This is a genomic window from Chitinophaga sp. LS1 (genome assembly GCF_034274695.1).
Lineage (GTDB): Bacteria > Bacteroidota > Bacteroidia > Chitinophagales > Chitinophagaceae > Chitinophaga.
Genome location: NZ_CP128362.1, coordinates 7724375 through 7739774, shown reverse-complemented (window position 1 = coordinate 7739774; position 15400 = coordinate 7724375). Strand labels below are relative to the sequence as shown.

10 protein-coding genes are annotated in these 15400 nt (G+C 42.8%); 5 read left to right on the top strand and 5 right to left on the bottom strand.

The window, feature by feature from the left end; genetic code table 11:
- Positions 1–12 precede the first annotated feature (12 nt).
- Both QQL36_RS31735 and QQL36_RS31730 read left to right on the top strand, forming a co-directional pair.
- Complete coding sequence (locus QQL36_RS31735) at positions 13–1983, top strand: outer membrane beta-barrel protein (RefSeq protein ID WP_321568038.1); 1971 nt, start codon at positions 13–15, stop codon at positions 1981–1983.
- Between the two features lie 69 nt (positions 1984–2052).
- The gene (locus QQL36_RS31730) at positions 2053–2244 is read left to right on the top strand and encodes a pinensin family lanthipeptide (RefSeq protein WP_321568037.1); all 192 of its coding nucleotides are present in this window, start codon (positions 2053–2055) and stop codon (positions 2242–2244) included.
- 28 nt (positions 2245–2272) lie between these two features.
- On the opposite strand, the gene QQL36_RS31725 is transcribed toward QQL36_RS31730, so the two are convergent.
- From QQL36_RS31725 to QQL36_RS31710, 4 genes are read right to left on the bottom strand one after another with little or no spacing between them, the layout of a single operon-like run.
- Positions 2273–4099 carry a lanthionine synthetase LanC family protein gene (locus QQL36_RS31725; protein ID WP_321568036.1) on the bottom strand — a complete coding sequence of 609 codons (1827 nt, stop codon included), beginning with the start codon at positions 4097–4099 and terminating at the stop codon, positions 2273–2275.
- A 1-nt stretch (position 4100) separates the two neighbouring features.
- The gene (locus QQL36_RS31720; protein WP_321568035.1) at positions 4101–4934 is read right to left on the bottom strand and encodes a thiopeptide-type bacteriocin biosynthesis protein; all 834 of its coding nucleotides are present in this window, start codon (positions 4932–4934) and stop codon (positions 4101–4103) included.
- Position 4935: 1 nt separating this feature from the next.
- Positions 4936–7509: a lantibiotic dehydratase gene (locus QQL36_RS31715; protein WP_321568034.1), complete on the bottom strand. Its 2574-nt coding sequence runs from the start codon at positions 7507–7509 to the stop codon at positions 4936–4938.
- A gap of 8 nt (positions 7510–7517) precedes the next feature.
- Positions 7518–9707, bottom strand: a complete 2190-nt coding sequence (locus QQL36_RS31710; protein WP_083723571.1) for a peptidase domain-containing ABC transporter — start codon at positions 9705–9707, stop codon at positions 7518–7520.
- Between the two features lie 119 nt (positions 9708–9826).
- On the opposite strand from QQL36_RS31710, the gene QQL36_RS31705 reads away from it, so the two are divergent.
- The 3 genes from QQL36_RS31705 to QQL36_RS31695 are packed head-to-tail and all read left to right on the top strand — an operon-like array spanning position 9827 to position 14776.
- Complete coding sequence (locus QQL36_RS31705; protein WP_220388767.1) at positions 9827–11161, top strand: DUF3526 domain-containing protein; 1335 nt, start codon at positions 9827–9829, stop codon at positions 11159–11161.
- 1 nt (position 11162) lies between these two features.
- Positions 11163–12581 (top strand): DUF3526 domain-containing protein, encoded by a 1419-nt coding sequence (locus QQL36_RS31700; protein WP_321568033.1) that lies wholly within the window; start codon positions 11163–11165, stop codon positions 12579–12581.
- On the top strand, positions 12578–14776 hold the full coding sequence (locus QQL36_RS31695) for a TonB-dependent siderophore receptor (protein WP_083723565.1): 2199 nt from the start codon (positions 12578–12580) through the stop codon (positions 14774–14776). Before QQL36_RS31700 ends, QQL36_RS31695 begins: the two co-directional genes overlap by 4 nt.
- A 49-nt stretch (positions 14777–14825) precedes the next feature.
- Here the strand turns inward: QQL36_RS31695 and QQL36_RS31690 are convergent, their stop codons facing one another.
- Entirely contained in the window at positions 14826–15389 is a 564-nt protein-coding gene (locus QQL36_RS31690; protein WP_083723563.1) for a DUF3526 domain-containing protein, read from the bottom strand.
- Positions 15390–15400 lie beyond the last annotated feature (11 nt).

Genomic DNA, 15400 nt, shown 5'->3' with positions numbered 1-15400 from the left:
GTTATCCTTCTTATGCTTTTCCCGTTGGAAGTCGTTTATGGGCAGGAACAGCCCCGGCAGCTAAAGGAGATTACGGTAAAAGCTCAACCACAGTTAGTCAGGAAAGAAATAGACCGGGTTATTTATGATGTGCAATCGGATCCCGATAATAAGGTTGAATCTGCAATCGAGATGCTAGCCAAAGTACCTTTGCTGGCTGTTGATGGCGATGGTAATATCAGACTGAATGGTAGTGGGAAGTATAGGATTTTTATTAACGGGAAACCCTCTTCTTTAATGACCCGCAATCCTAAAGAAGCATTGAAGAGTATGCCTGCTTTGATCATCAGTAAAATAGAAGTGATCACTACTCCACCTGCAAAATATGATGGTGAGGGCCTGGCTGGAATCATCAATATCATCACTGTGAAGCAGCGTCAAAATGGCTATAACGGTAGTTTGGGAGCTAATTTCAACAGATATGTGGGCACAGGCCAGCATGGATCCCTAACACTGAAGCAAGGTAAATTTGGTGTGAATGTATATGGTTACTTATACCAGGATCTGAAGATGAAGACAAATGAACGGACAACGCGAAACAGCGTTACATCAGTACTGAGTCAGAATGCTGATAATACTTACTATAGCAGGTTTGGAGCTGGTACTGCTGAAGTGAGTTATGAGATGGATTCACTGTTGTTGTTCTCTGGAAGTATGAGTTACTATAATAGTCATGATCATTATAATAGCCAAAGGACTACGGTTCTGGATAGTATTACAACTGACAATTATAATAGTAAATACTTGCATTCAGGGGCACTTGATATAAATGTCAGTTTGGAAAAGGGGTTTAAGAGACACAAGAAGGAACTGTTTACTATAGGGTATCAGTATCATCATATGCCGGAGGAACTGACGACTAATAATCAGTATAACAGCAGTCTGATGGAAGAACATACATTGCAGGCAGACTATTCTCATCCTTTTACCAGATGGCTGATGGAAGCCGGTGTGAAATGGATAGACAGGGTAGGAGGTGCTACTTATGATACGGTTAGCAAGAATCGGTTTAGATATAACCAGCAAATCTGGTCTGCATATAATTCCTGGCAGTTTTCTTCCAGATTGCTTGATGTGAGGGCTGGGGTGAGATTGGAATATGCGGTGCTGCAGCGTGGAACTTATTATACGAGTTTACTGCCTGTTATTGCCATATTGCATGCCTTTCCGCATGCAAGTGCAGGCATCACTTATTCGCAAAAGGTAGAACGCCCATCACTGACCCAGTTGAATCCTTTTACTGACGAGAATAATCCATATGTCTATGTATCGGGCAATCCATTTTTATTGCCTGTAAAACAGCATAAGGTGGATCTTTCATATACTTTGAATACAAAGGCCGGCTTTCATAGTATGCTGACTTATAACGTTTCATCTAATGATATTCAGCAGGTGGTTGCTGTGCATGATTCAGTATCAGTGAGTAGTTATCAGAACATTGGAAGAAATAGCAGTGTGCGGTTGAGTACCGGGGTTAACTTTCAGATCAGCGGGAAGTTAAGACTGATTGCAAATCTGGATGCAGGATACCAGGTTTTTAATGAAAACAGTGGTTGGTCTGCCTCCGGTTTTGTGAATCTTGCTTACAGGATCAGTGAGCAGTGGCGGTTGACTTCTACCGTGTATGGGGCTACTCCGGTTATTACTTACCAGGGATTGAGTAATGGTTCAGTCATTCATGTGACGCGGCTAACGAAAACTTTCCTGCATAATCATTTATCTGTTTCGGGTTCTGTGAGTAATCCATATGGAAGGTATCGTTATATCATTTCAGCAATCAATACAGACCAGTTCCATCAGCAGAACAGGATACAGCGATACTACAGGACATTCGCAGTTTCTGCCAGCTGGAATTTCGGGCATTTGTCAGGTAATGTAAGAAAAGCTCAGCGGAATATTAAGAACGAGGATTTAGAAATAAAGAGCAAAAGCCTAAGTAATTAACATCGTTGCAACCAGGGTATGCCTGCCCCCTGTAGATAAGTGCGGGCCTCAATTTTTATACTATTTATTATGAAAACAAATTCAGAGAACCTCAAATTAAGCCTGGACGATTTACAGCTTGAAAGCTTTGTAACAAGTATTGACAGCGAAATGGCGGCCCGCCTCTCAGGTGGTCTCGGCGCACTGGAACATCCGACGCATACCGAGCCGACAGATACTGAAGATACGCCGCATGCACAGTGTACTACTATCGTGTGTTAATGGGTATGGGGTTCACAGGAAAAGGGGGTCAGAGATGACCCCCCTTTTTTATAGATATTGCGATAATGCATGCATGTAGCAAACTTTTTAACTGCAAGAGAAAGAATTGTTTTAACACCTGATCATCTTCTTTCCTGGAAGGAAAGGCACGGAGGATTTGTTGAAACAGCTGGTGGCCGGTAGCCGGTTCTTTCAAAATAGATAAAATGAATGTTACAAATTTTCCTGTTTCCAGTACTTTGATATCGTTACTGCTGATTTCAATGACATTATTATCCTGAGATAATATAATGTGATCAGGCAGGTAATATGTAGAATCCATCAATGATATATCATCCCGGGATAAAATATCCTTCACCGTTTTCTTAAGGAACGAGATCTTTTTATGGTAACACAAAGCACCTTTGTGTTGTTGCCATATTCTTGCCTTTATTTTTTCCAGTGTGAATGTTGACTTGTCAATATCAGGGATTTTTTGGCTGATGATGTCTTCCATGTCTTCAATATCATTCAGTTCTTCCTGTTTTAGTTTAATCCGGGTGAGCGATTGCTGGTAGTATTTTGAATATATACTCGTGCTCACATATGCCCTGGTAAACAAATTGTTTTTTGTATGCGAACTATATGGGAGTTGAGGAAGGATGATATCATCTGCCAGCTGACCGGAAAGCAATTGAATCAGCATGTATCCTACTCCTGCCTTTCCGGAGAAGAGGCCCGCATCCTGTGGTGATGTTTCGATGAACTGATTGAATCCTCCGGTGGTGAAATAAAGTTCATTGGCAGCCAGGAAGATATTATGGATGACGTCGTAATGTTGCTGCCCGGATCTGAGTAGCAGTGGCACCAGGCCGACGCTGCCACTGCATAGCGTGTAATCAGCTCTTGTGTTTGCCAGGTCCGCCAGGCAATATTGGATGCCTGACTGTGCCTGTTGATTATATTCATGTTTACCTGTAATATTGTATGCATACATCCTGGACAAAGAAATTCCCGCAGCGCCATGGGCCCAGCTGTTGACCAGTTTCAATTCCGGGAAGAATACTTCCAGGCGCCAGTTTTGTGCATCATGCAGATTATATCTTCTGGCACCTACCCGAATATCCAGCCAGTTTTTCCGGTCAGGTAAGTAATATTGCATTTCATATTCCAGGGCTTTTTCAGCCATAAATACCAGGCCATCGTACTTAAAGTAATGACCGGTTTGCATCAATGCATACGCGATGCCTGCTGCTCCGTGCGATAATCCCGTGAGACTATCAAATGCCAGTTTATGATGGTCCCATTTTAATCCCTTTTTCGAGATGCGCGCATCTGCTATCAGCAGCTGGATGATCTGGTGAACTATTTCCTGTATATCTGCTTCGTTTGAATGGTGGAAGAGCAGTGTCATGACCAGCAGTATGCCTGCCGCTCCTGTGAGGAGGTCCATCTCCCGGATAACTGTGAACGCCGGTCTGTGCATCCGGGCAATTTCGAGTGCCTTATCCAGATAGTGCTGCTTCCCGGTGGCATTGTATATTTTGATGCAGGTATAGATAATGCCGGAAATGCCGGTATAAAAGCTATAGGAGCGTGGTTGTTTGATATATGACGAGAGAAGGATCCTGTCAAGAATAGATGTTGAAATTCTCAAATCGCTTGTTTCTCTATTCAGCTGGTATAGGCTCAGGTAAAACAGGCAAATGCCTGCGTTACCATTAAAAATTTCCGGGTTGTCGTGGTAGGTGTAAGTTTGGGAGGTGCGGTCGTAGTAAGGAGATAGCCAGTAGGGGCCGAACTGGTCATAGTTGATCATTTCATGAATGTCTGCTTTGACGCGGGCGAGCATCTCCTGATAGAATATAATTTCCATGTTACAGATTTGTTTGTGATAAAAAAGTACTCAGGCAATACAAGATGTAGGCTTCTTCCTGATTTTTTATACCTATTCTATTGTGAGTCATGTGTAGCATACTTGAAATAATGCTGTTCAATTTCGTTTTTGAAAAGCCGGTATTGTTATAGGCTTTCATGATACTTAGATTAGCCCGCAGATATTCATACGCTGTTGGCGAAATCTGTAACTGTTGCCAGTATGCATGGAGTGTGGGGAAGAGTTTTTGTTGTTGTGGGGCGAGTGCCTTTTGAAAAGATTGTAGCCACATGTTATCTGGTATTTGGCCGGCGTTCTGTTTCGGATGGAAGATGGTGAGCCATTCCTTTACAAAATAATTACAGAGATCGATCATGTCTGTAAGTGACCATCCGGTCGCGGATAACATTTGCATATGCAGTTCTATGGCTTTCATCTGAAGGGAGGCTGTCTCTGGTTTTGTCTTTATCCAGTCTAGTATAATGCGTGATGAATGGAAAAAATGTTCTTCGGCCCATACGATGCTTTTATCGTTACCATACCTATCTGTTTCTGGCTCATAGTTGATGTATCTCAGGCAATTCCCTGGTGTTGTATGTTGAGTGTAGAAGGTGGCTGCGCTGTTATTGAGTGCCCTGGTGACAAGATCCGGGAAATTGGTATTCAATCTTAGCCGGATATGATCTCCTTCCTCAGGGTACCGGATAAAAAAGAAGGGAGCTGGTGATGTCATCAGGTACTGATTTTTTTGTAGAAATGGGTATACCAGTTCATTCAGTAAGAGATCAAGTTGACCATTATAAAACAAGTGGGCAGATATCCAGTAAGGTTTCATATTAGTAGTTATACCATTGTAGCAAATATTCTTTTACTCCAACTTTGGTGTTGAAAGGGTCCGGAAGTGCTTCTTCTACATAAATGTATTCTCCGGCTCTTTGCAGCAACTTTTTCCATAGCTCTATGAGCAGAGGTTGCTGAAAATGTATGAGCTGTGGTTTATAATCATCATTGGATCCGCCGGTCCCTTTTTTTGATCGTTTTCTAAGAAAAAGGAATACATACGCGGGTATTTGCTGCTGCTTACGCCAGTTATTCAATCGTAGGGAATAGTCATAATCTGATTCAGACTGAATTTGCAAGGGTATAAACTCTTTTCGGATTGCCCAGGTTTTTCTTCTCAGCACAATATCTTCTTCGAACGTGATCCGGGGATACAGCGTAATATTTTCCTTCATTTCGATATTATCATCTGCTAATTTGTAGATGAATTGCAGCGAAGGTTTATTATCCGGATTAAAATGGGATAGCAGCTGGTATAGGTTGGAGCGATTCGATATGGTTTCCAGGCAAAGGTCAAATGCATATAACCTTTTTCCTTTAGTAAAGAGGGAAAGAACGTTCTTTTCAACGTCGAATCCCACTTCAATATCTTTTACCTGTATCCTGTTATCTTCATGGAAGGCGCTGTGGCCGCCGGGTAGTACAATCTGAAATGGTAGTAAAGGAGGATGGATGTTTGCATTGAAGATAGAACCATCGGAAATTTCTGCTTTTATATAATCCGGGTAGAGCGCCTCATTATGACTTTGAAACGAATAATGTTGTTCCGGGTCAAATAGTGAAAGAAACCGTCCGTTGACTTTCCCGAGGCCGGGCAGTAAAGCATTGATTACTCCTTTAATTTTATTGGTGCCTGGAGAGTTGAAAAATTGTATGAACATACCTCTGGACTGCTGCGTGCTGTCAATGTCTGTTGGCGGAAAATCGCGTGCTGTCAGGCGAATGACGGGTTCATTCCTGGAAATGATAGTACGGAGCATGGCCTGAATTTGCCGGGTCCATGGATCTTCTCCCACTGGTGTTGGTGTGGATTCTTTTTCTGGCTTTTTGATTTCCCGGTAGTAATCGTGGTAGAATGTTAATACTGGTATATGTTTGTGCCGACCATAATGGGAGAGAAAGAAGGTACGCATTTTTTCTTTTTCTGTTCTTTTAGTGTTGGCAGGAGCGAGTAGTTTCATTAGCAATTCTGTCTTTTCGATAATGTTTTTCACAGGATCACCGGGAAGGGATTCCTGATCGGAAGTATAGGCATCTTCATAGAAGATTTCTCTTGCGCTGAAGTCATGATGTCTGAACCATGCAGCCTGAAAAGCTTGCTGTTGAGGATTTGAGCTGGTGTCAGGGAAGGATGCCTGTTGTTCAATAGCCTGTAATGTATTATTTACAATCTGCGCCGCGAGCTTTAATGTCCTGTGCCGCTCGGCAGGGGTTAATGCGGGGTATTCCAGCCTGCAATTGTGCAAATGTTCCAACATCTGCAGAAGGTGATCAATTTTTGTTGACAGTGATCTGTACGGGCTAAAATATTGCACCAATGCGTTACTCCAGTTTTCTTCAATCCCCGAGATGCCGGCTGTTAGCTCCAGGTAGCCTACAGTGCATAGGGTTAATAGAAATTGTTTTATAGTCGCATGATTAGGGACATCAGTTTGGCTTGCTATAAAATGAATGAGTTCCCTGAGTACCGTTCGCTCCTTTTTGTTTGTTAAGTAGGTGGCTATTGACTGAATGACTGTACTGTTATTTATTTGCTGAAAGGATTCTATGTTGTTGAAGTTGATCAGGAATTTTATTCTTCCTGCATTTTCAACTGCTGTACTGTTCATATTCACTAACAGGTATTCATTCAGTTCCGGATGCCATTTCAGTATATTTATAAGGTAACCGAAGAGGTGATTGTTTAATCTTAGCTGGCTTTTTACCTGGTTCAGTTGATTACTTGATTTATGAGATTCAGTCAATTGCATAGTCCCTGTATAGGTGAATGTACTGAATGGGGATGTTTTATAACACATCCGGGTAATGTATCGCAGCAGGCTGAATTCCAGTTTTGATTCTTTGTGTTTATGCTGCGATGGATGTTTATTGATGTATGCAGGTAGCTGTTCAAAGAGCAGGGGGCTTGACAGGAGAACCCCATTTAACAAATTCTCATGCTTTGCAATTTGTTGCAAATGCGCTCTACAGTTTGCCAGGAATTGGTCATATTGTAGGTTGTTCTGTTGATGCCTTTCGTGTATTGCCTGTACATTATTGAAATACTGTGAAAGAGTGGGGATTTTCGTAATTGTCTGGATTTGCTCGATCAATTCAATAGAAAGTTGTTTTCCGTTGAATATTTGTCTTTTACAGGTGATCAACTTTTTCCTGTCCTTGTCATTTTTAACCAGTGGAATTTTTTGAAAGAGTTCTTCACAGACCTGTTCCTTCAACCGGGATACCAGTTGCTGCTCTTCCTGCTGGATTTGTATTTCATCAGTCAGGTGAGGATGGGTCCAACAGTCAAGTAGATGGTGGTCCAGTGAGGCATGTCGGACCATTGAATAAGGGAATATTGTCGTTTTCATGGTGGATTTTATTTACCTAACTCCAGTTGATTTTTTATGAGGTGATAATAGTTGCCCTGCCTTTTTATGAGGTCTTCATGTGTGCCGGTTTCCCTGATTTCACCTTTGTCCATTACGATAATCTGATCCGCGTGTCTGACTGTACTCAGGCGATGGGCAACGATGATAACCGTTTTGTTGACGAAGAAATTTTGCAGGTTATTGACGATGGTTCGTTCATTGTTTGCATCGAGTGCATTGGTTGCTTCATCAAGGAAGATATAAGCAGGATCGCGATAGATCATGCGTGCAATGAGCAGGCGTTGTTTTTGTCCTTCACTTAATCCGTGGCCGTCTTTACCTATGACAGTTTCGTATCCATAGGGCATTGACTGGAAGAAGTCGTGCATGTTTGCCATGGCAGCGGCGTAGTATAATTTTTCCTGGTCTTTGATCGTGGAACCTGCATAGATATTATTTGCAATCGTGTCACTGAAAATGTAGCCATCCTGCATGACAACGCCGCAGCCACTGCGCCAGTCGGCAGCATGGATATTTTTCAGGTCTATGTCGTTTACAAGGATAGTACCAGTTACAGGTGCATAGAATTTTAGCAGTAGTTTTATCAGCGTGCTTTTCCCGCTGCCGCTCATTCCTACAATAGCTGTGACCTTTCCTGCGGGCAAAAAAGCGTAGATGTTTTTAAGCACCAGGGGATTGCTTAGTTGTCCGTATCTAAAACTAAGATTGGAGATATTTATGTCTTTGGGGATTTCGGGAAGATGGCGACGTGAAATTTCCGCATCTTCTTCCGGTTCGTTAAATACCTCAGACATCCTTGAAAGGCTGAAGCGTGTATTCTGAGCGGCACGCATAAACTCCAGTAACATGACCACGGGGGTATTTAGTTGTCCGCATATATAGGTAACGGCCAGCATTTCACCCAGACTTAGGCTACCTTTTATGACCAACCATGCGGCCATGAAAGTGAGTAATATGTTCTTTACTTCATTCAGAAAGTTCCCGATACCCTGCATCTGCTGGTCCAGTTGCAGGCTTTGCATTTTGAGCTCATAAGATCGCACCTGAAGTGATTCCCACTTATCCTGCTTTTCCTGCTCACTGCCGGTGAGCTTTATTTCCTGCATGGCGTAGAAGATTTCAAGTAATAATTGCTGATTGGCAGATAGTACTTTGAATTTTTGCTGGTCGAGTAATCGCCTTTTTTGTGTGAAGGCTTTTGCCCAGGCGATGCTAAGTAGTGCGCCAATAAGAAAGACCAGGAACATTCGCCAGTTATAAATAAGAAGTACTATGCCGAATACAAGTAATGTAAGAGCTGACATGACGAAGCTGATGACATTATTGGTCAGGAAATCTTCAATGCGCTGGTTATCTGTCACCCTTTGCATATTGTCTCCTGCTTGCCTGTTGTCGAAGAATGCAAATTTTAGTTGCATCAGGCGGGAGAGATAGTTACGTAACAATGAGATACCTGTTTGTGCCCCGATACGGAATAACCATCTTGCCCGGATAAAATCCATTATGGTCCTTCCGGTAAAAAGCATCAATTGTCCTAGACAGATCAACATTAATAGTTGAGGGTTTTGTTGCCTGATTCCTTTATCTACAATCTGCTGGGTAAGCAGGGGGATGATCAGCGCAAATCCACTGGCGAGCAACACGCTCATTAGAAGTGGAATAAACAGGCGACGGTGTTTATTGGTGTATGGTAATAGCCACCATAATGATGTGTTCTCTTCGGCAGGTGTTTCATGTCCGAAGAATTCAGTTGTGGGTTCCAGTAACAAGGCTCTGCCAACAGTTTTGTCGGTAGTACACCAGGAGCGGACGAACTGTGGGTGTGGTAACCTGAGCATACGCTCCAGGGAAGGATCTGCAATGACAGCATAACGGTCATTTAATTCTGTCAATACAACAAAGTGTGCTTTTTCCCAATGAAGAATGCAGGGAAGGGGAACTTTTTGAGCAAGTACGTCTACCGGGATCTCTGCTGCAAGGGTTTTGAATCCAAGTAGGGAGGCTGCATTGCTCAGCGAGGCAATAGTGGTTCCTTCTTTACCGATATAACAGATCTTTCGCAGATAGGTTAGTGGAAAATGTTTACCATGCCACGCAGTAATCATTTTTAAACAGGTTGGGCCACAATCCATGGAATCCGGCTGTTTGAAGAAGGGGAATTGTTTCGTTCTTATCATGCCGTTAAATAATAATTACAACAAAGTTGCATAATTAATATTAAATCTGCAACTTTGTTGCAATATAAATTCCTCTTTTTATGTACTGCCTTAGCAAACCTATTTTAAATGAATGGCTATTGTTAAAAAGAAGCGGCGTGGCAATATTGCTGCTGCTGTTCATCTGGATAAGCATGGGGCTTGCCTTGATAGTATCTGGCATCCAATATGGAAAAGGGAAGGCAGAACGGCTTGCGGCGGCAGACCTTTTTAGACGGGAATGGAATACGCAGCATAGAAATCCCCATGATGCGGCGCATTTTGGGACGTACTTATTTACACCACTCACGATAAAAGCAATACTTGATCCTGGCCTCAATGATTTTTCCGGCACCACCTACCGTGTTGAGGCGCATGTGCAGCATGAAATGGACTACAGTCATGCTCAAAATGGCAATGTAGTAGCGAGGTTGGGGCAGTTTAGTGTTGCCGTGGTATTGCAACTTGTTGTTCCATTTTTGATTCTTATTACAGGCTCCCGTTCCCTGACAGAGGAGCGTGAAAGAGGAACATTACGGCTAATAAGGGTGCAGGCGGGGAACCTTTCTATCATTACCTGGGGTAAGGTATGGGCTTACTATATGCTGTTTTCGGCCATCCTGTTTCCATTTTTGCTGTTTTTCCTGTTTACGGGGGTAATGATGTATTTGTGGGTGATTGCCTATCTGCTTTTCTATTTTTGGTTGACACTGGTTGCCGTATTTATATCGCAGGTAAGCAGTAGTAGCAGGGCGTCAAATATCAGTGCTGTAATAGTATGGGTTGTGTTGTTCGTGATAATGCCTAAAGTGGCTGTTAACCAGTCTATTATATTATATCCGGTGAAGAGTAGAGCGGTCTTCGAAGATAATGTAAGGCAGGGGTATTTAAAAGGGTTCGACGGGAATTCTCCTTATTATGAGCGGGGAGATTCATTTATGCATGCACTGTTGAAACGGTATCATGTGGATAGTGTTTCTCAATTGCCTGTAAATCCTGACGGGTTGTTATTGCAGTATCATGAGGATTACCAGAATAAAGTGTTTGATCACTATTACAAGGGGATTTCCGCCTCTTTTGCGCAACAACAGGTATTTCTTTCCAGGATAGGCTGGATCGATCCGTTTATCGCATTAAAACGGGTTTCCATGGCACTTTCTGCCACCGATTTTTATCACCACGATAGTTTTTACCAACAGGCCCGGGTATACAGGAACACGCTTATCAGGAAGTTAAATCTGGAGCTGGCGGCGCATGGGCAGGATTATAAGGCGGACACCTCATTTTTCACAAGTCTTTATTCTTTCAAATACAGGGAGTTACCTCCCAGGCAGATATTATCACTCAGCTGGTCAGCCTTTGCTGCGATTGGGGTGTGGATATTGATAGCGGTGGCAAGCGTTCATATTATTTCAAAAAGATTATCCGGATATTGATATGGCATTCGTATTCACCATTTTCGCATTTGAAAGCAGGCAGTTGACCCGGAGCAGATTATTATTGTTCTTGTGTGCCTTTATTTTTTTTTCAGGTATGTATGGCCTTATAAATGGCCGGGCTTTGATTGGGCTCCAACAGGCAGCTATTGACAGCATTCAGACGGTACAAAGGCAGCATTATACTGCAATGGTGGAGCGTTTTCATGAGGATACGACTACTAGAACGGGCAAACAGCTGAGGGCACAGGCGGGCATTCCACAGGTAGTAGAATTCAGGGACCCGCCGTATACAACGTTCCCGCCCGCAGGTCTTTCTTTGATGGCAATTGGTCTTAGGGATCTCCATCCTTTTTATGATATTATCGGTTCTAAGGAAAGTAAAACGGGAGATCAGGCTACTGAATTTTCCAATGCAGAAAAGCTGGCGGCAGGGACTTTTGATGTGGCTTTTGTCTATATATACCTTTTTCCCCTGCTGATCATTTTTTACAATTACAACTGTCTTTCCGGGGAGCGGGAAGCACAGACTATACCATTATTGATATTACATACCGGGGGACTTCAGCGTTTATTTTTCTGGCGTTTTGTATTCAGGTTTACGGTTGTTTTTCTGTTGGGTGCTCTGCTGTTAGCTGCCGGGTTGATCATGACGCCCGCAGGTGGTAGCTTTCCTTTCCTGAACAGTGTTCTGTGGTTATTATTTCTGGGTGGGTATTTTTTTTACTGGTTTGCGGTTTGCTGGTTGGTGATAAGATTTGAGAGGTCTTCTACATGGAATATTACTTGTCTTGGCTTTATCTGGCTTTTTTTCGTTTGGATCTTACCGGCTACGATCAATAGTTATACGAATCTGAGGGCACCTGTTCCCTTACGATCAGGCCTGGTGGCAGCGCAACGCAGGTTGAAAGAAGCAACCTGGGAGCTTCCGGTACCTGTCCTGCTTGACAGCTTCTACTATTATAATCCCCAATATCAACATCTTAGGAAAATTACTGATACTGCTGCTTATGGGAATCCCCGTTTCCTTGCGTACAATGATTTGCTGGGGAGGAGAAATGAAAGGCTTGAGCGGGTGTTTGACATGCAATTGCAAAAGCGTTCCCATTTACTGCATTTGTCATTATATGTAAACCCGGTATCCTACACCCAATATTATTTACATGCACTGGCCGGCACGGAGTTATCGGATTTTGATGATTATCATTTGCAGGTGCAGCGGTTCCGGAAGAGGTGGCAGTCATTAATGACCAGCTATCTGATCAACCAGAAAATGTTCAGTGAAGAAGATTTAAAACATTTACCACGTTTTTTATATCAGCCTCCCCCTGACAGGGGATATATATGTAACCTTTTTTACCTGGTAATTATATCAGGCTTAATCATTCTTATAGCACAATTTACACGACAATTGCAATGAAATATTTTTACTCTCTGGCAGTAGCCGGGCTATTTTGTACTGCTTCTTTGCAGGCACAGCATCTGAATAATAAGGATTCCCTACGGCATCTTAATTCAGTGGATATCTATGGAACAAGAGACCGGCAGATAAAAAACGATAGTCTGGGGGGGGCATTGAAGCTGGTACAGCCACTAATGGAAATTCCGCAGAATATTGTATCGGTGAATGCCTACTTGATGCAGCAACAGGGCGCTTTACAATTAAAGGATGTAGCGCGTAACTCCAGTGGTGTGTATTTTGGGTACAACAGCAGCGCATTTGATTACTCGGCTTCTGTTCAGATCAGGGGATTCAGTGGATATACTATTTTGAATGGTATGCCCAGGCGTATTAGCTATGGTGCGGTGTTGGATGATCAAGCATTGTTTGAGAGCGTGGAGTTCGTAAAAGGTCCTGCCGGATTTATTAACTCAGTAGGAGAGGCAAGTGGTACAATCAATATCAATACAAAGTCACCGACAAGGCGATTGCTGAATATTGAGTTGTCGGCGGGTAGTTTCGATCATCGCCGTGTTACCATTGATGCCGGTACGCAGGCGAAAGAAAAAGGGTTTTCGTTCCGTTTAAATGGTGTTTACCAGCATTCTGACACTTATCTTGATCTGTTGCATACGGATAAGTATGTAATTGCGCCGGTCGTTAAGTATAACTTTAGTCCGCGTACTTACATCCTTGGTGAATATGATTTTATCAGGGGGGAATCCAGGAATGGAAGTAGTATTACCAAAATAAGATCGGAGGCAGATGCATTGCATGATGATATTGCTTTGAACTTTAATGCCGCAAAAGGATTGCCTGTAACTTATTACCAAAGCAGTACAGCAAGGTTGTTGTTTGTACATCAGTTTAATCCTGACTGGCAGCTCACTTTACAATCCCAGTTAAACCAGGCTCCTTACAGTACCTGGAATATGCTTTCTTCTGAAACTTATACAGGCGTCTCTTTTGATGAAAATGGACGTACCAGGCGACTGGCTATGAATACAGATGTGACAGGTAAGACATTTGTTTCGCAGCTGTATGTAACTGGAAAATTCAGGACGGGACGACTGAAGCATTTATTACTTGCAGGCGGAGACATAACGGTTGGGAAAGATCATTTGTCTAACCAGTTTGGCAAGTATAAATTTGACTTTTATCGTGATCATATCAATTATATTGTAAATGCTGATTCCGTGAGGGACATGGCGCCTGAAACAAAAAGTAATTTTGGGAATGATACCAGGTATGAGTGTGCCTACGTTTATGATAACATAAAATTGAATCACTGGCAGCTTTCTTTTGGGGGACGATATACGTGGTATAATAACAAAATTAATCAACAAGCCAGACCTAGCCTGGCCTTGAAAAAGAACGACTATTCACAACGGGCATTTTCACCAAGGGCTGCGCTGTCTTACCTGGTTGATTCTTCTATGACAGTTTACTTTTTATATGATCAGTCTTTTGTGCCACAAAGTGGGTTGAAAGCAGGGCGGAACAAAGATCCTCAAACCGGGAAACCTGAAGGGGTGCCTGTAGATCCGCAGCGTAATAATGACATAGAGCTGGGTGTGAAGAAGCAATGGTTTAGAAATCGGCTGCTCACGACGATAAATGGATTCCATACGGTGAAGCAGAATGTATTGATGACGGACGTGGTGAACGCTGCATATGGGTATAAGAGACAGATAGGCGAGTACGCCAGTGATGGGATTGAGGTTGACATCCTGGGGCAGGTGACATCCCGTTTTTCGGTTGCGGCTAACTATACATATGTTGATGCACGTATTACAAAGGACACTGTTGGTTCTCCGCTGATCGGCAATAAGTTGCCCGGTACGCCGAAACAGATTATTAATACATGGGTACAATATAGTTGCCCGCTGAAAAAACTTCAAAGTATTGGATTTAGCCTGGGACAGGTGACGCAGGTGAAACGCGCAACTTATTCCAAAGGGGACTATCTGCCTGATTTTACCAAACTGGATGCGGGTATAAATTTTACTACGCCTTCCTATTATGTACGGTTGATAGTTGATAATTTGCTAAACAGGCGATATATCAGTTCCGGAGATATAGGATCTGATTACCCGATTCCTGATACCAGGAACTACTTTATGGTAGAGGGAGACCCCATTAATTTCCGGGTGACAGTGGGGGTCAGGCTTTAATGGAAGAATACTCAGGATGTCAATCTTTATTGCATCCTGAGTATTTGGTTTATTGAATGTTATTCCTTTTGAAGACAAATGATGCGATTACACCTAAAGTGGTTATGAACAATATGAAGGGTGTAAATATTGCAAGCCAGTTGACCGGGTTCGGTGCCAGGAAATATTCCGGTTTATATCTGGACCAGTTCACGCTGTTTGCGTTTGCATTATCAAATATCTGAGGATAGAACTGCAGTCGTTTGCTTTCATGGAAAACGGCTGTACTATCAAGGTACTGCAATTGCCTTTTGAGGCCGGTACCTGCTAAGTCGGTGAACAGCAATTGTGCGTGCATAGGGGGGAAGAAACGTGCAGCGTAGTTGGCAGATTGCTGGCGCTGTTCTAATTTTTTAAACATGGCTCTACTTGTGGTGGCTGCTTCGTCGTCTCCAAGTTGCAGCATTGCATAATATCTCAGGTAAGTAGAGTCCTTCCAGCTATGATTGCTGTATTGCGGATAATGTTTCAGGAAGGCCTGTATGGTTGTCTTCGGATCTTTATCCCATTTGGTATGATATCCATCCCGTTGTTTGAGCAGCGTTTCATATGCTTCATAAACAGGATAGCGCATCGTCAGGTAAT

Coding starts and splice junctions, on each gene's coding strand:
- QQL36_RS31720 (WP_321568035.1), bottom strand. CDS start 4,934: ATGAAACCTTACTGGATATCTGCCCACTTGTTTTATAATGGTCAACTT.
- QQL36_RS31700 (WP_321568033.1), top strand. CDS start 11,163: ATGGCATTCGTATTCACCATTTTCGCATTTGAAAGCAGGCAGTTGACC.
- QQL36_RS31695 (WP_083723565.1), top strand. CDS start 12,578: ATGAAATATTTTTACTCTCTGGCAGTAGCCGGGCTATTTTGTACTGCT.
- QQL36_RS31725 (WP_321568036.1), bottom strand. CDS start 4,099: ATGGAAATTATATTCTATCAGGAGATGCTCGCCCGCGTCAAAGCAGAC.
- QQL36_RS31730 (WP_321568037.1), top strand. CDS start 2,053: ATGAAAACAAATTCAGAGAACCTCAAATTAAGCCTGGACGATTTACAG.
- QQL36_RS31690 (WP_083723563.1), bottom strand. CDS start 15,389: ATGCGCTATCCTGTTTATGAAGCATATGAAACGCTGCTCAAACAACGG.
- QQL36_RS31735 (WP_321568038.1), top strand. CDS start 13: ATGCTTTTCCCGTTGGAAGTCGTTTATGGGCAGGAACAGCCCCGGCAG.
- QQL36_RS31715 (WP_321568034.1), bottom strand. CDS start 7,509: ATGAAAACGACAATATTCCCTTATTCAATGGTCCGACATGCCTCACTG.
- QQL36_RS31710 (WP_083723571.1), bottom strand. CDS start 9,707: ATGATAAGAACGAAACAATTCCCCTTCTTCAAACAGCCGGATTCCATG.